19 protein-coding genes are annotated in these 22405 nt (G+C 63.0%); 13 read left to right on the top strand and 6 right to left on the bottom strand.

Annotated elements, in window-relative coordinates:
- The first annotated feature begins 117 nt into the window (after window positions 1-117).
- The gene (locus ACE3TY_RS09270; protein WP_374652743.1) at window positions 118-414 is read left to right on the top strand and encodes a hypothetical protein; all 297 of its coding nucleotides are present in this window, start codon (window positions 118-120) and stop codon (window positions 412-414) included.
- Here the strand turns inward: ACE3TY_RS09270 and ACE3TY_RS09265 are convergent.
- Window positions 411-1415 carry a GlxA family transcriptional regulator gene (locus ACE3TY_RS09265; protein ID WP_374652742.1) on the bottom strand — a complete coding sequence of 335 codons (1005 nt, stop codon included), beginning with the start codon at window positions 1413-1415 and terminating at the stop codon, window positions 411-413. The two genes, ACE3TY_RS09270 and ACE3TY_RS09265, sit on opposite strands and share 4 nt — an antisense overlap.
- A 386-nt stretch (window positions 1416-1801) precedes the next feature.
- On the opposite strand from ACE3TY_RS09265, the gene ACE3TY_RS09260 reads away from it, so the two are divergent.
- The 5 genes from ACE3TY_RS09260 (at window position 1802) to ACE3TY_RS09240 (ending at window position 8144) form a co-directional block, all read left to right on the top strand.
- On the top strand, window positions 1802-3055 hold the full coding sequence (locus ACE3TY_RS09260) for a sarcosine oxidase subunit beta family protein (protein ID WP_374652741.1): 1254 nt from the start codon (window positions 1802-1804) through the stop codon (window positions 3053-3055).
- A 22-nt stretch (window positions 3056-3077) separates the two neighbouring features.
- Window positions 3078-3368: a sarcosine oxidase subunit delta gene (locus ACE3TY_RS09255; protein ID WP_374652740.1), complete on the top strand. Its 291-nt coding sequence runs from the start codon at window positions 3078-3080 to the stop codon at window positions 3366-3368.
- A gap of 1 nt (window position 3369) precedes the next feature.
- A complete protein-coding gene (locus ACE3TY_RS09250) occupies window positions 3370-6384 on the top strand; it encodes a sarcosine oxidase subunit alpha (protein ID WP_374652739.1) in 3015 nt (1004 codons plus the stop codon).
- Complete coding sequence (locus ACE3TY_RS09245) at window positions 6377-7000, top strand: sarcosine oxidase subunit gamma (protein ID WP_374652738.1); 624 nt, start codon at window positions 6377-6379, stop codon at window positions 6998-7000. The genes ACE3TY_RS09250 and ACE3TY_RS09245 overlap by 8 nt, the downstream gene beginning before the upstream one ends.
- A gap of 181 nt (window positions 7001-7181) precedes the next feature.
- On the top strand, window positions 7182-8144 hold the full coding sequence (locus ACE3TY_RS09240) for a DMT family transporter (RefSeq protein WP_374652737.1): 963 nt from the start codon (window positions 7182-7184) through the stop codon (window positions 8142-8144).
- 6 nt (window positions 8145-8150) lie between these two features.
- Here ACE3TY_RS09240 and can read toward each other — a convergent pair whose 3' ends face one another.
- Window positions 8151-8810: a carbonate dehydratase gene (gene can, locus ACE3TY_RS09235; RefSeq protein ID WP_374652736.1), complete on the bottom strand. Its 660-nt coding sequence runs from the start codon at window positions 8808-8810 to the stop codon at window positions 8151-8153.
- 101 nt (window positions 8811-8911) lie between these two features.
- Here can and ACE3TY_RS09230 point away from each other — a divergent pair, with 101 nt between their 5' ends.
- Window positions 8912-9478: a septation protein A gene (locus tag ACE3TY_RS09230; RefSeq protein WP_374652735.1), complete on the top strand. Its 567-nt coding sequence runs from the start codon at window positions 8912-8914 to the stop codon at window positions 9476-9478.
- A gap of 8 nt (window positions 9479-9486) precedes the next feature.
- The gene (locus ACE3TY_RS09225; RefSeq protein WP_374652734.1) at window positions 9487-10257 is read left to right on the top strand and encodes a sulfite exporter TauE/SafE family protein; all 771 of its coding nucleotides are present in this window, start codon (window positions 9487-9489) and stop codon (window positions 10255-10257) included.
- A gap of 44 nt (window positions 10258-10301) precedes the next feature.
- Here the strand turns inward: ACE3TY_RS09225 and ACE3TY_RS09220 are convergent, their stop codons facing one another.
- Window positions 10302-11864 (bottom strand): trimethylamine methyltransferase family protein, encoded by a 1563-nt coding sequence (locus ACE3TY_RS09220; protein WP_374652733.1) that lies wholly within the window; start codon window positions 11862-11864, stop codon window positions 10302-10304.
- A gap of 368 nt (window positions 11865-12232) precedes the next feature.
- On the opposite strand from ACE3TY_RS09220, the gene ACE3TY_RS09215 reads away from it, so the two are divergent.
- Window positions 12233-14794: an FAD-dependent oxidoreductase gene (locus tag ACE3TY_RS09215; protein ID WP_374652732.1), complete on the top strand. Its 2562-nt coding sequence runs from the start codon at window positions 12233-12235 to the stop codon at window positions 14792-14794.
- A gap of 120 nt (window positions 14795-14914) precedes the next feature.
- On the opposite strand, the gene ACE3TY_RS09210 is transcribed toward ACE3TY_RS09215, so the two are convergent.
- Window positions 14915-15406, bottom strand: a complete 492-nt coding sequence (locus tag ACE3TY_RS09210; protein ID WP_374652731.1) for a cytochrome b — start codon at window positions 15404-15406, stop codon at window positions 14915-14917.
- A 128-nt stretch (window positions 15407-15534) separates the two neighbouring features.
- Between ACE3TY_RS09210 and ACE3TY_RS09205 the strand changes: the two genes are divergently transcribed.
- Both ACE3TY_RS09205 and ACE3TY_RS09200 read left to right on the top strand, forming a co-directional pair.
- Window positions 15535-16098, top strand: coding sequence for a GNAT family N-acetyltransferase (locus ACE3TY_RS09205; RefSeq protein ID WP_374652730.1), 564 nt, complete (start codon window positions 15535-15537; stop codon window positions 16096-16098).
- A 348-nt stretch (window positions 16099-16446) separates the two neighbouring features.
- The gene (locus ACE3TY_RS09200) at window positions 16447-17220 is read left to right on the top strand and encodes a ferredoxin--NADP reductase (RefSeq protein WP_374652729.1); all 774 of its coding nucleotides are present in this window, start codon (window positions 16447-16449) and stop codon (window positions 17218-17220) included.
- A 43-nt stretch (window positions 17221-17263) separates the two neighbouring features.
- On the opposite strand, the gene ACE3TY_RS09195 is transcribed toward ACE3TY_RS09200, so the two are convergent.
- Both ACE3TY_RS09195 and phhA read right to left on the bottom strand, forming a co-directional pair.
- A complete protein-coding gene (locus ACE3TY_RS09195) occupies window positions 17264-19414 on the bottom strand; it encodes a calcium-binding protein (RefSeq protein WP_374652728.1) in 2151 nt (716 codons plus the stop codon).
- A gap of 168 nt (window positions 19415-19582) precedes the next feature.
- Window positions 19583-20476, bottom strand: coding sequence for a phenylalanine 4-monooxygenase (gene phhA / locus ACE3TY_RS09190; protein WP_374652727.1), 894 nt, complete (start codon window positions 20474-20476; stop codon window positions 19583-19585).
- A 138-nt stretch (window positions 20477-20614) separates the two neighbouring features.
- Here phhA and ACE3TY_RS09185 point away from each other — a divergent pair, with 138 nt between their 5' ends.
- Together ACE3TY_RS09185 and bmt are read left to right on the top strand one after the other, a co-directional pair.
- Window positions 20615-21079, top strand: a complete 465-nt coding sequence (locus ACE3TY_RS09185; RefSeq protein WP_374652726.1) for an Lrp/AsnC family transcriptional regulator — start codon at window positions 20615-20617, stop codon at window positions 21077-21079.
- A gap of 156 nt (window positions 21080-21235) precedes the next feature.
- On the top strand, window positions 21236-22282 hold the full coding sequence (gene bmt, locus ACE3TY_RS09180) for a betaine--homocysteine S-methyltransferase (protein WP_374652725.1): 1047 nt from the start codon (window positions 21236-21238) through the stop codon (window positions 22280-22282).
- Window positions 22283-22405 lie beyond the last annotated feature (123 nt).

The raw sequence follows: 22405 nt of genomic DNA, 5'->3' as shown, positions 1-22405 counted from the left end.
CATTGACCCTGGCTGTGGTGCCGATCACAGACGGCCGGGTGGCATGGGGCTAATCTTGCGACCATCGAACGGCGCGAACGATCCGCGCGACGAAGGTGGGTAGCAAGGGGTTCCAACATGTTCCGCATAATGAGCATCGCGACGCTGGTCATGATCGCCATCTGCTTCGTCATCGGCGCCGGACTTGCCATGGCCGACGAACCGCCGGTGCCGGCCGGACCTCACGTCAACGATGCCTCGCTTCCCGCCGAGACCCTCCACGAAGAGAACCTCGCGCAGAACGACCGCGACGGCGACGCCTACGATTTCAGCGACTATTTCGACAAGCCGGGCACGGCGGTCCAGCAGCCGCCGGTCGATTCCGAGGCGATCGAGGAACCCAATCTCAAGCGCTTCGAAAAGATGGACTGCTAGGCGGCAACGCTGCCGATCTGCAGGCGCGGGCTGGCGCTGGGCGTCGCGCGTTCGCGGCGCGGCGTCTTGCCGAAAAAGTCCCGGTAGCATTTCGAGAAGTGCGACGCCGAGACGAAGCCGCAGGCCAAGGCCACGTCGATCACCGACATGTTGGTCTGCAGCAGTAGCAGCCGCGCCCGGTGCAGGCGCAGCTCGACGTAATAGCGCGCCGGCGAGCGATGCAGGTATTTGGCGAACAGGCGTTCCATCTGGCGGCTGGAAAGGCCGGCGGCGTCTGCCAACTCGGCGCGGTCCAGCGGTTCCTCGAGATTGGCTTCCATCTGCTGAATGACCTGGATGAGCTTGGGGTGCCGCACGCCCAGACGCGCCGTCAGCGCCATGCGCTGATGATCGTGGCGGTCGCGGATACGCTCGTGAATGAACTGCTCCGAGACCGCCGCGGCCAGTTCGTGGCCATGCTGCTGCGAAATGAGATTGAGCATCATGTCGAGCGCCGCCGTTCCTCCTGAGCAGGTGAAGCGGTTGCGGTCGATCTCGAAGAGTTCGGAGGTCGTCTCGATCTCCGGGAAATTCTCGGCAAAGCTCGCCAGATTCTCCCAATGGATGGTGCAGCGATAGCCGTTGAGCATATTGGCCTTGGCGAGGATATGGGCACCCGTGCAGAGCGCGCCGATATCGGCCCCCTGCCGGTCCGCGCGGCGCAGATGGGCAAACACATTCTTGTCTTCGTAGAGATGCCCGTCGACGCCGCTGCACAGCACGATCGTCTGGTAATTCACGATCTGCTCGACCGAGCCTTCGGGCGCCAGGGGAATGCCGTTCGAGGCAGCGACCGCCTTGCCGTCCGCCGAAAAGAGATGCCAGCGATAGAGTTCCTTGCCGGCGACGCGGTTGGCGAGCCGCAACGGCTCAACTGCCGACGTGAAGGCGATCATCGAAAAGTTGGGCACCAGCAGGAAGGCCATTTCCTGCGGCAGTTTCACCGGCAGATCACCGAACACGGCAGCATTCCCCCTATCGAGTGAGTTCAGCGAATTTCGCGTCGAGGGAATATCTTATTTCCGACATGTCGTCCACAGGCAAAATGGCGCGCATGCGACATAGTTTAAACCTTTCGGTCAGAAATCGCGCCATTTCCGCCATTGCGCCAATTTCTTGTAATGACGCGCGAATAATAGCTGCATCCACACCAACCCAATGGTCTTGTGGGTGAAAATCTCAAAAGGGCATGAAATGTGTCAGCTTGACCCAGGGCGTTAACGCGACATTAGATGGCGCGCGATCGGCGGATTCGGCCCCCTTGCCCTGCCATTATCCGCCACCGTAGAAAACGCACACCCCCTCTTGCGCGACAGTTCTTAGGGGAAACCCCCAAATCGGGATCGCTATGAAGCAAAGCTATTCGATTTTCAGCCTGGTTCGGAACGCCCTCAGCTACCACCAGGGTTGGCAGGAGGCCTGGCGCAGCCCGGCTCCAAAGCCGGAATACGACGTGATCGTCATCGGCGGCGGTGGCCATGGCCTGGCGACGGCCTATTACCTTGCCAAGGAACACGGCATCACGAACGTCGCGGTGATTGAAAAGGGCTGGCTCGGCGGCGGCAACACGGGCCGCAACACGACCATCGTCCGGTCGAACTATCTGTGGGATGAATCGGCCCATCTCTACGAACATTCGTTGAAGCTGTTCGAAGGCCTGACGCAGGACCTCAACTACAATGTCATGTTCAGCCAGCGCGGCCTGATGAACCTCGCGCATACGCAGCATGACATGCAGGCGCTGCGCCGCCGCGTCTATGCCATCCAGCTCAACGGCATCGACAGCGAAATCCTGACGCCCGAACAGATCAAGGAAATGGTGCCGATCCTCGATTGCTCGTCGAAGGCGCGCTATCCGATCATGGGCGCCAGCCTGCAGCGCCGCGGCGGTGTCGCCCGCCATGACGCCGTCGCCTGGGGCTTTGCCCGCAAGGCCGACGAGCATGGCATCGACATCCTGCAGAATACCGAAGTGACCGGCTTCAAGATCGTGGGTGGTGTCGTGAAAGGTGTCGAGACCACCCGAGGCTTCATCGGTGGCAAGAAGATCGGCATCGTCGTCGCCGGTCATTCGGGCGTGCTGGCCGGCATGGCCGGTTTCCGCCTGCCGGTCGAAAGCCATCCGCTGCAGGCGCTGGTGTCCGAGCCGATCAAGCCGATCCTCAACACGGTCGTCATGTCGCCCCAGGTCCATGTCTATGTCAGCCAGTCCGACAAGGGCGAACTGGTGCTGGGTGCGGGCATCGACGCCTATACGTCCTACGCGCAGGTGGGCTCGCCCTTCATCATCGAGAACCAGCTCAATGCGCTGACCGACCTCTTCCCCTGCTTCGGCCGGTTGCGCATGCTGCGCCAGTGGGGCGGCATCGTCGACACCTGCCCCGACGCAAGCCCCATCATCGGCAAGACGCCGGTCGAGAACCTGTTCATCAATTGCGGCTGGGGTACTGGCGGCTTCAAGGCGACACCGGGTTCGGGCAACGTCTTTGCGCACACGATCGCGCGGGGCGAACCGCATCCGCTGGCCGTTCCGTTCGCGCTCGAGCGGTTCACCAGCGGCTATCTCATTGACGAGCACGGCGCCGCCGGCGTCGCGCACTAATTCAAGCAGACGAGACAATCAGATGCTTCTCATCTCCTGCCCCTATTGCGGTCCCCGCGACGAGCATGAGTTCGCTTACGGCCACGAGGCGCATATCGCGCGCCCGACGCTCGACCAGCAGAACAGCATGAGCGACGCCGAATGGGCCGATTACCTGTTCATGCGCAAGAACCCGAAGGGCGTGCATTTCGAACGCTGGGTGCACAGCCGCGGCTGCCGCCAGTGGTTCAACGTCGCGCGCCATACGGTGACGCACGAAATCGTCAAGGTTTACAAGATGGGCGAACCGGCCCCGAAGCTGGAGCAGAAGTAACATGAGCGCGCAGAAGAACCGCGTCGCCACCGGTGGCCGCATCGACCGCTCGAAGCCGGTCCGCTTCAGCTTCGACGGCAAGACCTATTACGGCTATCAGGGCGACAGCCTGGCCTCGGCCCTTCTGGCCAACGGCGTGACGCTGGTCGGCCGGTCGTTCAAGTATCACCGTCCGCGCGGCATCCTCACCGCGGGCGCCGAAGAGCCCAACGCCCTCGTCGAAGTCGGCACCGGCGCCTACCGCGAACCCAACACCCGCGCGCCGCAGATCGAAATTTATGACGGGCTGGTCACCACCAGCCAGAACCGCTGGCCGAGCCTCGATTTCGATATCGGCGCCGTCAACTCCATCGGCAGCCGCTTCATCCCGTCCGGCTTCTATTACAAGACCTTCAAATGGCCGAAGGACGGCTGGCTGTTCTATGAAAAGTTCATCCGCCGCGCGGCCGGCCTCGGCACCGGTCCCACCGAGACCGATCCCGACCGCTATGACAAGGTCTACGGCCATTGCGACGTGATGGTGGTGGGCGGCGGTCCCGCCGGCCTCGCCGCGGCGCTGGCCGCCGGTCGTGCCGGCGCCCGCGTGGTGCTGGTTGACGAACAGGCCGAATTGGGCGGCTCGCTGCTCTCCGAGCGCGACCGCACCGTTGACGGAAAGCCGGTCGCGGAATGGATCGAGGCGGTCAAGGCCGAGCTCGCCAGCATGCCGGAAGTCCGCGTGCTGACCCGCACCACGGCATTTGCCTATCTCGACGCCAACATGCTGAGCCTTGTTGAGCGTGTGACGGATCATGTCGGCCCCACCGCCACCGGCCCGCGCCAGCGGCTGTGGCGCATCCGCGCCAAGGAAGTGATCCTGGCGACCGGCGCCATCGAACGGCCGCTGGTCTACAGCGACAATGACCGCCCAGGCTGCATGCTGGCGTCGGCCGCGCGCACCTATGTGAACCGCTATGGTTCCGCGCCCGGCCAGCGCGTGGTCATCCTGACCAACAACGATACCGCCTATCAGACGGCACTCGACCTCAGCGCCGCCGGCGTGTCGATCGCCGCTGTCGTCGATCTGCGCGCCAATCCGACGGGGGCGCTTCCGCAGGCGGCGCGCGCCAAGGGGATCGAGATCATCGACAATTCGGCGATCACCCAGGTCAAGGGCACCAAGCAGGTGCGCGAGGTCGAGGTGCAATCGCTGACCGGCGACGGCAATGGCGTGGTGGGCTCGGCCCGCCATATCTATTGCGACACGGTGCTGAGCTCGGGCGGCTGGCAGCCGACCGTGCACCTCCATTCGCAGACCCGCGCCAAGGTCGTCTGGGACGACGGCATCCAGGCCTTCATCCCGGGCCCGATCATGCTGGGCCAGAACAACCGTTCGGTCGGTGCCGCGCGCGGTCTCTTCGGGCTCGATGCGGGCCTCAAGGAAGGTCATCAGGCCGGCGCCGAGGCGGCCGCCAGGTTCGGCTTCAGCAACGTCACCGGCAATGCGCCGAGCGCCGAGGCCGAACCCGAATCCCAGCCCCTGCGCTCGCTGTGGATCGTGCCGTCCAATGTGCCGGTGGGCCAGGGCGGCAAGCATTTCGTCGATTACCAGAACGACGTCACCGCGGCCGACGTGAAGCTGGCGCATCGCGAAGGCTATCAGTCGGTCGAGCATCTGAAGCGCTATACCACGATGGGCATGGCGACCGACCAGGGCAAGACCAGCAACGTCAACGCGCTGGCCATCATGGCGGGCCTCAAGAACGTCACCATCCCGGAAGTCGGCACCACCACTTTCCGTCCGCCCTACACGCCGGTCACCTTCGGCGTGTTCGCGGGCTCCGACAAAGGCGACTTCCTCGATCCCATCCGCAAGACGCCGCTGCATCAATGGCACACCGACCACGGGGCGCCCTTCGAATGCGTCGGCCAGTGGCACCGCGCCTGGTACTATCCCAAGGCCGGCGAGGACATGCATACGGCGGTCAGCCGCGAAGTGAAGGCGACGCGCGATTCCGTGGGCATCGTCGACGCCTCGACCCTGGGCAAGATCGACATCCAGGGCCCGGATGCGGCCTGGTTCCTCAACATGGTCTACACCAATGCCTGGACCAAGCTGGAGCCCGGCAAGTGCCGCTACGGCTTCATGTGCGGCGAGGACGGCATGGTGTTCGATGACGGAGTCACCAGCCGCATTTCGGAAAACCATTTCCATATGACGACCACCACCGGCGGCGCGCCCCGCGTGCTGTCCTGGCTGGAGGAATGGCATCAGTGCGAATGGCCCGAGAAGAAGGTCTATTTCACCAGCGTTACCGAGCAATGGGCGGTCATCGCGCTCAACGGCCCGAATTCGCGCAAAGTGCTGGAGAAGGTCGTCGAAGGCACGGACCTGTCGGAAGAAGCCTTCCCCTTCATGACCTGGCGCGATTGCACCGTGGCCGGCGTCAAGGCGCGCATCTTCCGCATCAGCTTCACCGGCGAACTCTCCTACGAAGTCAACATCCAGCCGAGCTACGCGCTCCATGTCTGGCGTGCGCTGATGAATGCGGGCGAGGAGTTCAACATCACCCCCTATGGCACCGAAGCACTGCACGTGCTGCGCGCCGAAAAGGGCTTCGTCATCGTCGGCCAGGAAACCGACGGCACCATGACGCCGCAGGATCTGGGCTTCGAATGGATCATCGGCAAGGCGAAGCCGGACTTCATCGGCCGCCGCTCGCATCAGCGCTCAGACACCAAGCGGCCCGACCGCAAGCACCTCGTCGGTCTCCTCACCGAGAATCCCAAGGAAGTGCTGCCGGAAGGTGCCCAGGTCGTCGAGCATGTCAAGGACAAGCCGCCGATGACCATGATCGGGCATGTGACCTCCAGCTATTGGAGCCCGAACGCCAACCGCTCTATCGCCATGGCGGTCATCAAGAACGGCCGCAACCGCATGGGCCAGACGGTCTATCTGCCCTATGAAGGCAAGGTCGTCGCGGCCAAGATCACGAAACCGACCTTCCTCGAGGATGGAGCCCCCGCCAATGGCTGACGCCTATAACCGCCGCAGCGCGCTGCAGCATTTCGGCCTGACCGCCGCCGCGGCCAAGAGCGACGCCGCCGGCGCCGACCTCCTCATTGGCGAATCCGCCCATCGCGCCATCGTCAATATTCGCGGCGATGGCGGCGAGGCTTTCAAGGCCGCCGTGAAGGCCGTGACCGGCCTCGACCTGCCGGTAACGCCAAACACGACGGCCCAGGCTGGTTCGGGGGCCGGCGATTTCCGCATCCTGTGGCTGGGCCCGACCGAATGGTGGATCGTCACCACGGGCGGCTCGGAAGAAAAGCTGGTGGCCGATCTCAGGCAGGCCTTCAACGGCCAGCATGCCGCCGTGATCGACGTTTCGGAAAGCCGCACGGTCATCACGCTGTCCGGGCCCGGCGCCCGCGATGTGCTGGCGCGCGGCTGCAGCCTCGATCTCCATCCGCGGGTCTTCGGTCCCGGCCAGTGCGCGCAGACCGGCCTCACCAAGGCCAACATCATGCTCGACCAGATCGACGGCACGCCGACCTATGATGTCTATGTTCTGAAGAGCTTTGCCGACTATCTGTGGCAATGGCTGGGCCTCATCGGCCGCGACTACAAATTCGCCATCCGCGCGCACTGAATATTCATCGCGCGAACGACAGAACGAGGGCCGCTGCCGCAGCGGCCCTTTTTCTTTGCTACCGCAGGGGCGAAGGAAAGCGCCGCATGAGGGGGACGCGTTAATAGAGGGCCTCCCACCAACTTTTCCATGCTATTCGGTTGGGTAATTCGTGCCAAAATTATCCGCAGCGTGTCCCCCGATGACCCCGCCGACCACCAAGGCCCTCGCTCGCGCCAAGCATCTTTCGCCGGCCGGCGCCATGTTCTTCATGGCGCTGGGCGTGCTGCTGTTCGGGGTGGCCGATGCCAGCACCAAATGGCTGACCGACGGCTACGGCACCTGGCAGATCCTGGCCGTGGGCCGCGTTCCCGCCCTCGTCGTGGCGCTCTATCTGACCCACCGCGCCATGGGCAGCCCGTTCAGGGTCAGGACCAGCTTCTTCCGCTTTCACGCCATGCGCAGCGTGCTGATCATGATGACGGGCTACACCTTTTTCGAAGGCCTCCGGTATCTGCCCCTGGTCGACTGCATCGCCATCGCCTTCGCCGCGCCCTTGTTCGTGACGGCGCTGTCGGGTCCGCTGATCGGCGAGAGCGTCGGGTTGCGGCGCTGGATGGCGGTTCTGGTAGGCTTCGTCGGCGTCGTCATCGCCCTCGTCGCGGCACCGCGCGGCGATGGCAGCTTCATCAGCCATCTCAATATCGGCGCGGTGCTTGTGCTGGGTTCGGCCTTCTTCTATGCGCTGACGCTCATCTCCTTGCGGCGCATTTCCGGCAAGGACAGTGCGCACAACATCCTCTTCCACACATCGACGGCGACGCTGATCATCGTCTGCCCGCTGGCCGCGATGAATTGGCATTGGCCGAGCGGGCCGGACTGGGCGATCATGCTGCTGCAGGGCATGAGTTCCGCCCTCGCCCAGCTCTGCATGATCAAGGCCTTTCGCAGCGGCGAGGCGTCGATGCTGGCGCCGATCGAATATACCGCCCTCATCTGGGCCGCCTTCCTCGGCTGGTCGATCTGGCAGGAAATTCCGACGGTGGAGACTCTCGTGGGCGCCGCCATCATCATCGCCGCCAACCTCTACATCGCCCAGCGCGAAGTGCACCATGCGCGCAGGAAGAAGGACATCGTGCCGGAGAATCCGGTTCTGCCGGAATAGGCCGCCTCAGAAGCTCGGCGTCTCGTCGAAGGAGAGCATCTGGTAGATCGGGTCCACATCATGGACGCCGTCGGCCCAGAAATCGAGATCGCGCAGGCGGCCGTCGCGCACCGAATAGGCCCAGCCATGGACGCTCAAGGGCTGGCCGGATTTCCAGGCGTTCTGCACGATGGTCGTGTGGCAGATATTGCGCACCTGTTGGCGGACGTTCATCTCGCACAGCATGTTGAGGCGCCTCTCGATATTCGGTTCGGCTTCGAGAGTCTCGGAATTGGCCGAGTAGATATCCTTGATCTGCCGCAGCCAATTGTCGATGAGGCCCAGTTCCGTATTGCCCATGGCGGCGCGGATACCGCCGCAGCCGTAATGGCCGCAGACGATGATATGCTCGACCTTCAGCACATTGACGGCGAACTCCAGCACCGACAGGCAGTTCGTATCGATGTGGTAGACGAGATTGGCGATGTTGCGATGGACGAAGATTTCGCCGGGCGGCAGATCGAGAATCTGGTTGGCGGGGACGCGGGCGTCGGAACAGCCGATCCAGAAATATCTGGGTGCCTGCTGCTCGGCCAGGCGCTTGAAATATGCGGGGTCGGCGGCGCGCTGCCGCTCGGCCCATTTGCGGTTGCGCTCGAAGAGTTCGGCATGGGTCTTTTCGGACATGGGAAGCGCCCTGGATGCGGAGAATAGCCTGGGACTAGGCAGAATGCCGGACCTCGCATACCATGCCGCGCTGCATCAGAACAATAGGACCAACCCGTCTCATGGCCGGCGCATCTTCTCCCAAAGGCATCAAATACCTGGTAGATTTCGGTCCGCTGGCAGTCTTTTTCGTGGCTTACAAGATCGACGGCCTGATGACCGCCACCCTTGCCCTGGTGGTCGCCACGGTGGCGGCCTTGGCCCTGGCCTACGGCGCCACGCGGCGCCTGGCCCTGATGCCGCTGATAACGGCCGTCGTCGTGGTCATTTTCGGCGGCCTCACCCTCTGGCTGCAGGACAAGACCTTCATCAAGATGAAGCCCACGATCGTCCAGGGGATTTTCGCCATCATCCTGTTCGGCGGCCTGATCCTGAAGCGCCCGACGCTGCAATACGTGATGGGCGAGGCCCTGAAGCTCACCGATGCCGGCTGGCGGCAATTGACCTTCCGCTTCGCCCTCTTCTTCGCCTTCATGGCGATCCTCAATGAAATCGTCTGGCGCAATGTGTCGGAAGACCTTTGGATCGACTTCAAGGTGTTCGGCATATTCGGCCTCACCATCCTGTTCAGCCTCAGCCAGATGCCGTTGATGAAGCGCCATATGGTCGAGACGACGGAGCAGAGCTGACGCACATCGTGACGGCGGCAGCTCTCACCATCCTCCTGCCGGACATGAGTACCGGCGCGGCCGCCCTGGTCTTCGGGACCGTCTTCCTGGCCGGCTTCCTGCGCGGCTTTACCGGCTTTGGATTTGCGCTCGCCGCCGTGCCGGTCATCACGCTTTTCGTCGAGCCCGCTGCCGTTGTGCCGTCCATCCCGATCGTCGCCATGGTGGCGGGCGCGGAGCAATTGCGTCGCGCCTGGAAAATGGCGAACTGGCACGCGATCAATCGCCTGCTGATCGGCGCGGTGCTGGGGGCGCCGTTCGGCGTCCTCGCCCTCACCTATCTGCCGGCCAATGCCATGCGCGCGATGATCGGGCTCGTTCTGCTTTTCGCCGTGCTCGCCCTGTGGCGCGGCTACCGCTTCAAGCAGCGGCCACCGACCGCGGCTCAGATCGGCATCGGCATCACATCCGGCCTGCTCAACGGCGCCACCGCCATGGGCGGGCCGCCGGTCATCCTCTTCTTCCTGGCAGCACCCGAAGGTGTGACCATCGGCCGCGCCTCTTTGCTGGTCTACTTCTTCTTCATCTCCGCCTGGAGCATCGTGGCGCAGGCCGTGGCCGGCCTCATCGACCTCAAGGTCCTGGTGCTGGCCTTGCTGATGATCCCGGTGATGGCGCTCGGCAATGTGATCGGCGACCGCTTGTTCGACCGCGCCAAGGCCAGCACCTATCAGCGCGTTGCCCTCTTCTTCCTCCTGGCCATCGGCATTCTTGCCATCGCCAGGGCCTTCCTTGGCTAGACGCAAAAAGGGCGCCGCGAGGGCGCCCTTTTCGTCGTTTCGTCCTAGACGTTGCTGTCGGGCGTCGCCGCCTTCTTCTTGGCGATGAACTCGTTGAGCGCCTCGTCGATCGCTGGATCGAGTGCCGGGGCTTCGTATTCCGACAGCATGCGCTTGAAGATCTTGTTGGCGCGCTGGGCGGCGTCGAGCCCGCCTTCGGCTTCCCACTGCTCGAACGAGTTGTTGTCGGCGATGTTCGACCGATAGAAGGCCGTTTCGAAATTGGCCTGGGTATGCGAGCAGCCGAGGAAATGGCTGCCGGGGCCGACTTCGCGGATGGCGTCGAGCGCCTGGCCGTTTTCGGAAAGGTCGATGCCCTTGGCCAGCACCTGCATCATGCCGAGCTGATCGGCATCCATGATGAACTTCTCATAGCCGGCCGAGAGGCCGCCTTCGAGCCAGCCGGCGCCGTGCAGCACGAAATTGGTCCCCGCCTGGAGAGTCGGCAGCAGGGTCTGGGCACTTTCGTAGGCCGCCTGGGCGTCGGCGATCTTGGAGCCGCAGAGCGAGCCGCCGGTGCGGAACGGAATGCCTAAGCGACGGGCGAGCTGCGCGGCGGCAAGGCTCACCAGCGTCGGTTCCGGCGTGCCGAAGGTCGGCGCACCCGACTGCATCGAAATGGACGAGGCGAAGACGCCGAAGATGACCGGGGCACCCGGATTGTAGAGCTGCGAGGTGCCGGCACCGGCCAGCACTTCGGCCAGCACCTGGGCCAGCGTGCCCGCCGCGGTGACCGGGCTCATCGCGCCAGCCAGGATGAACGGTGTGGTGATGCAGGCCTGGTTGTTGCGGGCATAGACCTTCATCGCCCCCAGCATCGTCCCGTCCCAGACCATCGGCGAGTTGGCGTTGATGAGACTGGTGATGACCGTGTTCTTGGCGACGAAGTCGGCGCCGAACAGGATCTTGGCCATCTCGACCGTGTCCTCGGCGCGTTCCGGCGCCGTGACCGAGCCCATGAACGGCTTATCGCTGAGCTTCATATGGCTGTAGACCATGTCGAGATGCCGCTTGTTCACCGGCAGATCGACCGGCTCGCAGACCGTGCCGCCCGAATGATGGATCGAGGGCGACATGTAGGCGAGCTTCACGAAATTCTGGAAGTCGGCGATGGTCGCATAACGGCGGCCGCCATCGAGGTCGCGCACGAAGGGCGGGCCATAGACCGGCGCGAAGACCGTGGCGTTGCCGCCGATCTGCACGCTGCGCTCCGGATTGCGCGCATGCTGGATGTACTGCTTGGGCGCCGATTTCTGCACGATCGAGCGTGCCAGGCCGCGCGGGAAATGAATGCGCGTTCCCTTCACGTCGGCGCCGGCATTTTTCCACAGTTCCAGCGCTTCCGGCTCGTCGCGAAATTCGATGCCGACTTCCTGCAGGATAGTGTCGGCATTGCGCTCGATGATGCTCAGGCCCTCTTCGTCCAGCACCGTCACCAGCGGAATGTTGCGCACGATGTAGGGGTTCTGAACCAGCTTGGGCCTTTGGCGCTGGGCACGGCGCGCATCGGCGCCGCCACGTGCCCGGCGACCACCACCCGCTTCCGCCGTCTGTTCCGCTGTGGACATTTCTTGTGCGCCTTTCTCGTGAATCAAACTAATAGACCGATGACATATTCGTCGCCCATATCGTCACCGGCAGGGCGTTTCCTCTAGCGAAAGCGCGACAAGCCCTCATCTGATCGCGCCAAATGCGCCATGGCGGAAAACGTTGATTTTGCGGCGCAATACCGCAACCTGTCTCATTCGCGCCATCGACGCGCATCACGGGCGATTCGCCCCGGCACATAGGGAAAACTGCTGGGATAACAGCCGTCTAGCACCGATTTCGCCGGCTTCTTGTCGCGCCGCATTTTGCTAATGTCGCAAACAGGCGGCAATGGCGCGGCGCCACCGCCCTATAGTCTGACAGCAATACCACTTCGGAGTAGCGGGTTATGGCAGAGTTTCCGGCAAAGGCGAAGGTCGTCATCATCGGCCTTGGCGGCATCGTGGGCGCGTCGGTCGCCCATCACCTGATCGAGCGCGGATGGGACGACATCGTCGGCATCGACAAGTCGGGCGTGCCCACCGACATCGGGTCGACGGCCCACGCATCCGACTTCTGCTACATGACCAGCCACGATTTCCTGTCCTGCTGGTCGTCGCTCTACTCCATCGATTTCTACGACAAGATGGGCCATTACGAGCGCATCGGCGGCCTGGAAGTGGCCCGTGTCGGCGATGACGGGCGCATGGACGAAATCAAGCGCAAGGTCGCCTCGGCGAAAGCCTTCGGCACCCGCGCGCGCCTCGTCGGCCCCGCCGAGATCAAGAAGAAGTTTCCGCTGATCGAGGAAGACAAGGTGCAGGGCGGCCTCTGGGATCCGGATGCCGGTCTCGTCATCCCGCGCTCGCAGACCGTTGCCGGCAAGCTGGTCAACCAGGCGGAGGCCGCCGGCAAGCTGCAGGTCTTCACCAACACGCCGGCGAAATCGCTGGTCATCGAGAATGGCCGCATCAAGGGTGTCGTCACCGAGCGCGGCACCATCATGGCCGATTACGTGGTGGTCTGCGCCGGCCTCTGGGGCCGCCTCATCGCGGAAATGGCGGGCGAGGATCTGCCCGTCATGCCGGTCGACCATCCGCTCTGCTTCTTCGGGCCCTATAACGAGTTCACGAATACCGGCAAGGAAATCGGCTGGCCGCTGCTGCGCGACCAGGGCAACTCGGCCTACATGCGTGACACCGGCGATCCCAAGACGTCCGAAGGCGGCATGATCGAATGGGGCTATTACGAGGAAAAGAACCCGCGCCTCTGTCATCCGCGCGACCTCCTCGAAAAGGAACAGGCGCGTCTGTCGCCCTCGCAGCGCGATCTGGACATGGAACAGATACTGGCACCCTTGGAGCGCGCCATCGAACTGACGCCGATCCTCGCCGAACTCGGCTATGAGGAGAAGCGCTCCTTCAACGGCCTCCTCCAGGTGACGACGGATGGCGGCCCGTCGATCGGCGAAAGCCAGAAGGTGCGCGGCCTGTGGTATGCGGTCGGCGTCTGGGTGAAGGACGGCCCCGGCATGGGCAAGCTGCTGGCCGACTGGATGACCGACGGCCGCACGTCGATCGACCATAACCGGATCGATTTCAGCCGCTTCTACCCGCATATGATGGAGGAGAAGTTCATCGAAGGCCGCTGCGGCGAAGCGGCCATGAAGATTTACAACCCCGCGGTTCATCCGCGCGAACCCTATGACACCGGCCGCAACGTCAAGCGCTCGCCCTTCTACGAGCGCGAGAAGGAACTCGGCGGCTATTTCATGGAACTGGGCGGCTGGGAACGCGCCCATGGCTACAAGGCCAACGAGCATCTCCTGGAAAAATACGGCGACCGCGTGCCGGTGCGCGCGAACGAATGGGACAACCGCCATTTCTGGCGCGTCTCCAATGCCGAACATCTGGCGATGAGCGAGGATTGCGGCATCGTCAACCTCTCGCACTTCTACATGTTCGACGTCGAAGGTCCCGACCATGTCGAACTGATGGAATGGATCTGCGCCGCCAAGATCGGTGGCGATGCCAATATCGGCAAGGGCATCTACACGCACTTCCTCGATGACGAGGGCATGGTGCGCGCCGACTTGACCGTCATCCGCATGGCCGACCGCATCCGCGTCATCGACGGTGCCGATGCGGGCCCGCGCGATTTCCACTACATCCGCCGCATGGCCGAGGATAAGGGCTACAACGTCAAGGTGACCGACGTCGCGGCTGAGTATGTCACCATCGGCATCTGGGGGCCCAACGCCCGCACGACCCTGCAGAAGGTCGTCGAGGATCCGGCCGGCCTTGAGCCCGCCGCCTTCCCCTTCGCCGCGATCAAGCAGATCAAGATCGGCGGCAAACCCGTCACCGCCTTCCGCATCTCCTATGTCGGCGAGCAGGGCTGGGAACTGCACATGCGTTACGAGGACGGCCTCGCCGTCTGGGACGCGCTGCGCTCGACGGGCGTCATGGCCTTCGGCGTCGAGACCTACGCCAACAGCCGCCGCATGGAGAAGAGCCTCCGGCTGCAGAACGCCGATCTCCTCACCGAATACAATCTGATCGAGAGCGATCTGCAGCGCCCCAAGGTCAAGGAAGCGGATTTCCGCGGCAAGGCGGCGAATATCCGGCACCGCGCGCTGCCGAACCAGGCAGCGATGCTCTGCACCCTCGTGATGACCGAGAACATCGACAGCAAGGGCGTCGCCCGTTACCCGGTCGGCATCATGCCGGTGATGGACCCGGCCACAGGCGAGACACTAATCGACGAACTCGGCCGCCGCTCCTTCACCACCTCGGTGGCCTACGGTCCCACCATCGGCAAGAACATCGCACTTGCTTACCTGCCATGGTCCTATGCCCAAGTGGGCCGCAAGCTCATCGTCGAATATTTCGGCGAGCAATACCCGGTCGAAGTCGCTGGCGTCGGCTACAAGCCCCTCTACGACCCGGAGAATTTGAAGCCGCGCACCTGATCTGCGAGCTTCATCTGATCCAAACAAAACGCCCCGGCCGAAAGACCGGGGCGTTTCTTCTTGCTCTGCCCCATTTGTCGTCCCCGCGAAAGCGGGGATCCATCGACCGGGTGACCCGCGCTATTTCGGCACCAACATCCGCCGCAGCGTCGCATCCTTCAGCTTGAAGTGATGCAGGAACGCCCCCAACGCGTGAATGACGATGAAGGCGATAAAGAGCGGCTTGGCCACTTCATGCACCTCGCCGATTTCCTCATTCACATAGATGGCGAGCAGACCCGTCACGGGTGCCGCGATCAGCAGCAGATAGAAGACGCCATGGATAAGCTTGGCAATGAGGAGTTGCGCGCCGTTGCCGATCGGCGCGGGCGCGCCCTGAACCGCGCGCAGGATCAACCGCAGCATGACCAGCACCAGGATGGCGATGCCGACCCAGTAATGGGCGCTGGCCAAGGACTGTTCGGTGGGGTCGGGTGTCTCGCCGCGTTCGATGGCCCGGCCGACGGCGCCCATGCTTTCGCCGAAGACCAGTTGGAACAAGACCAGCAGGGCGATGACCCAATGCAGAAGGATCTGCAGTCCTGAATATCCCTGTCGCATGCTCTGCGCCATGTGACACTCCTTTCGCTATTGGTGCTTCCCCGACTCGGCGATGATATCGAGTATCCGTTGATTGCGCGCGCGTCATAACCCCAGTCACGATGCGGTTATGTGTCGCGGCCCTGTTTGAGGCAGTCTCGATGCCGGCTCCGACCTATCCAATGGAAACCCAGCGTCTTCTTGTCCGCCCGTTCGCCGACAGGGATCTGAAGGACTTGATCGCGCTCTATGCCATTCCCGAGGTGCTACGCTATCTCTATGTCGGTCCGCGCTCCGATGAGGAGATCACCAAGTCGCTCGGTGAACGCCGGTCCAAGACGGCACTCGATGCCGAAGGCGACAAGCTCATCCTGGCCGTGGAAGAGAAAGCGACCGGCAGGCTCGTCGGCGAAATCATACTGGTGTGGCTCAGCGCCGTGCACCGGTCGGCGGAAGCCGGGTTCATCATCCACCCCACCTGCCAGGGTCAGGGCTTCGCCGGCGAGGCGATCCGGCCCCTGCTCGCCTTCGGCTTCGAGGAGATGGGTTTCCACCGCATCATCGGCCGCTGCGACGGTCGCAACACGGCATCCGCGCGCGTCATGGCCAAGCTCGGCATGCGCCGGGAAGCACATCTTCTGGAGAACGAATTCATCAAGGGCGAGTGGACCGACGAACTCGTCTTCGCCCTGCTCGACCGGGAGTGGACCGCGCCGAGACCTTGAGTCCAGCGATGAGAAAATGGCGTGCCGGCGATGCAGTTGCGCATGGCTCGCCCAGACCGTTTCAGGCGGATGGTCATGAATGCAGCCGGCGAGCTTCCCGATTTTCGTTCCGATGCAGGCGTTTGTCGGTCCGGCCCGGCTCTTTCGACTTGCACTTGCGACTCGTTCGCAATAATGATGTTCAGCGCCATCCACCGAATTCACACTGCCCAGCGCGGGATATCGCCTTGCAGGTGATTGATATTCTGTCGTTTTCCGGTTAGACAGCGCGCAACAAGTGTTCAATGCTGCAATGCAATATGAGCCGCTTGATCGGCGGCTCGCTGTTTTGGTGAAGAGAAGAAGACGATGAGCAATCTGTTGCAGGCGGAAGTGACTGATGTCCACCATTGGACCGACCGCCTGTTCACTTTCAAGACCACGCGCGACCCGGCCTTCCGCTTCGCCAGCGGCCAGTTCACCATGATCGGCCTTGAAGTGAACGGCAAGCCGCTGCTGCGCGCCTACTCGATCGCGAGTGCCGCTTACGAAGACATGCTCGAATTCCTCAGCATCAAGGTGCCGGACGGTCCCCTCACCTCGCGCCTTCAGCATCTGAAGACCGGCGACAAGATCCTGGTGGGCCGCAAGGCAACCGGCACGCTGCTGCCCACGAACCTGCTGCCCGGCAAGCATCTCTATCTGCTGGGGACCGGCACGGGCCTCGCCCCCTTCCTCAGCCTGATCAAGGATCCGGAGGTCTACGACCATTATGAAAAGATCGTCCTGGTTCATGGCGTGCGGCATATCAACGAACTGGCTTACGCGGATTTCCTGGAGAAGGAACTGCCGGCACATGAACTGATCGGCGATCTGGTGCGCGAGAAGCTGATCTACTACCCGACCGTGACGCGCGAGCCTTTCAAGCACAATGGCCGCATCACGCATCTTATCGAGAATGGCAAACTGTTCTCGGATATCGGACTGCCGCCGCTCAATTCCCATGACGACCGCATCATGCTGTGCGGCTCGCCGGCGATGCTGGCCGACCTGCGCCCGATCTTCGAAGCCCGCGGTTTTACCGAAGGCAGCGTGGCGCAACCCGGTCATTATGTGATCGAAAAAGCCTTCGCCGAACAGTAACAGTATGGGCGGCGGTCCTTGAACCGCCGCCCGCCTGTCTTTCTCAGAGCGCGCCCAGGATCACGTCCTGGCCAATGTCGATGTCGCTGCTGGGTCGTCCCACCAGCGTCACCTGCGTTTCCGCATCGCTGAATATTCCGTCGCCATTGGTGTCGATCTTGATCGTCGCGCCATTATAGCCGCCGAAATCGTCATGCTCGATGCTGACGCGACCGGCACGGTCGGCCGTGGCGATGTGCAATGCGTCGAACAGGGCGTCGAGATTGACGGTATCCTGCATGCCGCTGCCGTCATTGCCGTCGCGGAAACCGAAGACCAGGTCGTGACCGTCGAGAGCCGTTTCCATCAGGACCGTATTGCGCCCGCCCGAAACGAAGATCAGATCGGAACCGCCACCACCCGAAATCTGGTCGGCGCCATTGCTGTAGATCCGATCGTTGCCATCCTCGCCGCGCAGTTGATCGAAAGCATGATCGACAAAATAGTCGTAGATTGGACTGTTGGACGGCGGGAATCCGGGCTGGCCGCTATAGACCTCGAAATCGGCGAAGATGAGGTCGTCACCCTGCTCGCCGATCAGATTGTTCTCGCCGCTGCCGCCCACCAGAATGTCATTGTCCGCTCCGCCCGCGAGCGTGTCGTCGCCGAGGCCGCCATTGATATAGTCGCGGCCGCCCTGCCCAAGCGCCACGTCATTGCCGGCATCGCCATAGATTCGATCCTGCCAGTTGGTGCCGACGATCCAGTCATTGCCGTCCCCGCCCGATGCGTCGACCGTGCGGTTGAGGTTTTCGACCGGGATGAAGCTGCTGGGCATCGTCCCCATGAAGATGGAATCATGCCCGTTGCCGCCGGCCAAGCGATCCCAGCCGGAATAGACGACACCGGTGCCGCCGCCATAGAGCGTATCGTTGCCGTCGCCGCCGCTGATGAAATCATCGCCGATGCCGCCTGAAAGACGGTCGTTGCCGGCATCGCCATTGAGGGCATCGTTACCCTCGCCTCCAAAGCCGGTGTCGTTGCCGGCGCCGCCATAAATCTGGTCGTCGCCTTCGTCGCCGCTCACCGTGTCCGCGCCGTCGCCGCCATTCAGGATATCGTTGTCGGTGCCGCCATAGAGCGCGTCGCCGCCGGCGCCGCCATAGAGTGCGTCGATACCGGCACCGCCATAGAGGCGGCCGCTGCCCAGGATATAATCGTCGCCATCCTCGCCATAGAGATAATTGTAGCCGGTGCCGCCATTGATATAGTCATTGCCGACGCCGCCATAGATACGGTCATCGCCGGCGGCGCCATTGAGCCCGTCGTCGCCGGCATCGCCGCGCAGCGTGTCGTTGCCCTCGCCGCCATCGGCATAATCGGCACCGTCGCCGCCCGAGACGGTGTCGTTGCCGGAGCCGCCATACATGACGTCGTCGCCGGCATCGCCGAAAAGGGAATCGTCATTCTCCTGGCCGTTCAGATAGTCGTTGCCCTCGCCGCCATTCAATACGTCGTTGCCGAGGCCGCCCCAGAGCAGATCCCGCGCGGCACCTGCATAGAGTTGATCGTCGCCCGCACCGCCTTGCAAATCGTCCATACCCTCGCCGCCATCCAGATAATCGTTGCCATCGCCGCCCTGGATGAAATCGTCGCCGAGACCGCCCAGCAGCCAGTCATTGCCGGCACCGCCATGCATCCCGTCATTGCCGGCGCCGGCATCTAGATAGTCCTGCCCGTCATCGCCGACGAGACTGTCGGCGCCGTCACCGCCGAAGAGCGAATCATCGCCGGAGCCGCCATAGAGGGCATCGTTGCCGTTTCCGCCCTCAAGCCAGTCGCGGCCGGCTTCACCGTTCAGATAATCGTCACCGTCTTCACCCATCAAATGGTCGTTGCCAGCGCCGCCATAGGCGAAATCGTTACCGGTGCCGCCCTGGATTTCGTCATTGCCATAGCGGCCCTCGATATAATCGTTGCCGCCAAGCCCCTGGATGAGATCGTCGAAATCGGTGCCGTAGAGCTGGTCCGCGCCGGCGGTGCCGACGATCAGGAACTGGGCGGGCCCGGCCGGAAACGGATCGAGATCCGGTCCGATCGGGGCGAACAGAAAATCGCCGCCCGCGGCAACCTTGCTGCCCGAGGCGGTCGTGTTGAGGAGGTCCAGATTGCGCTTCTCGAGTTCCAAGGGGACCGTGGAATCAACCAATTTCATGACCAAACTCCCACATTAAATGCGGGACATCAGGCGCCCGCTTGCCTCGTTGCCAAGAGAATTGGCACGATCCGGGCTGGATAAAATGTCATTCACGGCGTTATGTGATGAACATCACGCTAAAGGCAGGAAAATATCTGTGATTTGCAACATTAATACCGGAAATGCTCAAGATTCGGCACGGCCTCGGGAAATAAGGATGTCCCCAGGGCGCGTTTCGCCCGCCGGGATCGGTGGGCGGAGCTTCAGTGCCGCGTAAATCGGGGCAAAGGGACGGTCCATTGCCGCAAACAACGCGCCGAAATCGTCGAGCACGAAATAGGTGGACTGAAACTCGTCGATCTTGAAGTCGGTACTCATCACGCGGGTCAGATCGAATCTGATGCGGTGCGGCTTCGCACTCTCGACGCTGTAGGCCGTCTCGGTTGCCGAGGAAAGCATGCCGGCCCCATAGGCCTTGATCGTCCCCTTCTCGCGGATAAGCCCGAATTCGACCATGTACCAGAACAGCCGGGCCAGGATCTTGGTGGCACCGAGCCGCATCGCCTCGTCGCCCTTGCGGCCATACTCCTGGAGATAGTCGGCAAAGACCGGCTGAGTGAGCAGCGGCACATGGCCAAAGAAATCGTGAAACACGTCGGGTTCGACGAGATAGTCGATTTCTTCGGGCTCGCGCAGCCAGACTGTGACCGGAAAGCGGCGATGCGCGAGATGGCGGAAGAATGCGTCGTCGGGAATGAGACCCGGTACGGCGACGATCTCCCACCCCGTCAGCCGGCGCAGATGTTTGCTGGCTGCCTCGAAATCGGGGATGCGGTCCGAGGACATATCCAGATTACGCATGCCGTCGAGAAATGCACTGGCGGCGAAACGCCGTGCCACTTTCGACTGGCGGTCGAACAGCTGGCGCCATAAGGCGTGTTCGGCGGCGCCATAAGCGCCGAGATGTTGTTCGACCCGGAAATCGGCGGCGCAGCCGCTGTAATCGCCGCGCAGCTTCTCTTGCGTGGCAAGCCAGTCCTGCGCCGTGGCGGCGGTCGAACGAGTTTCCCAATTCAGCATGGCGTGCTTCTCGCTGCAAATGGTCGATACATGATCTTGCCCCCAACGGCTGGGCGAAATTCGCTAAACCTCACTTCTGAATCTCCGTTGCGTGGCGTATTATTCCAGAAATTCAACATTCTTTAGAGGTTTTCACTTATGCTGGATCTGGATGCGACGGATTTGAAGATCCTCCGCGTGCTGCAGCGAGACGGGCGAATCTCCACCACCGGCCTTGCCGACGAAGTGGGGCTTTCGGCCACACCCTGCGCGCGGCGGCAAAAACGCCTGGAAGAGGAAGGCTATATCCGCGGCTATCACGCCCGGCTCGACGCCAAGAAGGTGGGCTGCGGCCTGCAGGCCTTCGTGCGGATCCGCCTCGATGGGCACGCGGAGAAGACCGTGGCTGCGTTCGAGGCGGCCCTCCTGCGCCGCCCGGAGGTCGTCGCTTGCTACGCCATCACCGGCAGCAGCGATTTCCTCATTCATGTGATGACATCGGACCTCGACGCGCTCGGCGAATTCTCGACCCACACGCTGCTGCGCATGCCCGGCGTCCGCGACACGCAATCCAGCATCGTGCTTTCCGTGCTGAAGGAGGAGAAAGCGATCCCCATCGGCTAGTCGGGCCGATATTCGGCGGGATCCGCGGCCGTTTGCCCGGTCGATATCGGCTTGAACCGGGGCTCTGAAAGTCTTAGGTTGCATGTTATATAACAATCTCGTTATATGGAGAACATCGCGCGAACTCCGGCGCTGCTAGTTGGGATCTCTGAGCCAATGACCAACCGTTTCCTGCGCCTGCTGGCGGAAAAGCCATTCCTGATGGCCGACGGCGCCACCGGCACGAACCTGTTCCAGGCGGGCCTTCAGGCCGGCGAGGCGCCGGAGCTGTGGAACTTCGAGCATGCCGACCGGATCGAAGCCTTGCACGAAGGCTTCGTGCGTGCCGGCGCCGATATCATCCTGACCAACAGTTTCGGCGGGACGAAGTACCGCCTGAAGCTCCATGGGGCCCAGGACCGCGTCACGGAGATCAACCAGCGCGCGGCCGAGATCGCGCGGCGGGTTGCCGACCGCAGCGGACGCGACATCGTGGTTGCCGGCTCCATGGGCCCGACCGGCGAGCTGCTGGAGCCGCTGGGTTCCCTGACCGAAGCTGACGCCGTCGCCGCCTTTCGCGAGCAGGCCCTGGCCCTCAAAGCCGGCGGCGCCGACGTGCTGTGGATCGAGACCATGTCCGCCAAGGACGAAGTAGCCGCCGCCGTCAAAGGTGCGGCGGCAGCCGATCTGCCCATCGTCACCACGATGAGCTTCGATACCAACGGCCGCACCATGATGGGTTTGTCCCCGGCCGATTTCGTCGCCTTCGTGCACACGCTGGAGCCCAAGCCGGTGGCCTATGGAGCCAATTGCGGCGTCGGCGCCTCGGACCTCACCGCCACGATTGTCCAGCTTTCCGCGGCGGCCCATCCGGGCGACATCATCATCGCCAAGGGGAATGCCGGCATCCCCTTCTTCGAGGGTGGCAAGATCAAATATAACGGCACCCCAGACCTGATGGCCGATTACAGCCGCCTCGCGCGGGATTCCGGCGCCCGGATCGTCGGCGGCTGCTGCGGCACATCGGCCGAGCATCTGGCGCATATGCGCAGCGCCCTCAATGCCTATACGCCCGGCGACAAGCCCGGCGTCGACACCATCGTGGCACGGCTGGGACCGGTGACGGCAGGTGCCACGGCGCAGCTTTCCGGCGAGGATCCCGTTCAGGCCACCAAGCGCGCCCGCCGCCGCGACCGCACATCGGCTGGCGACGTAGCGTTCTAATCCCGGTATAACGGCGTCCCAACCATGCGTCATGCCCGGGCCCTGTCGGCGCATGCCGACATGCGTCGGCGGGGACCCGGGCATCCACATTTGCCTGGTAAAACTGGATCCCCTGGTCAAGCC

Origin of the sequence: Dongia sp. (assembly GCF_041918875.1) — a bacterium.
Lineage (GTDB): Bacteria > Pseudomonadota > Alphaproteobacteria > Dongiales > Dongiaceae > Dongia.
Note: the sequence above shows the minus strand (reverse complement) of the source record. Positions and strands in the feature narration are given on the sequence as shown.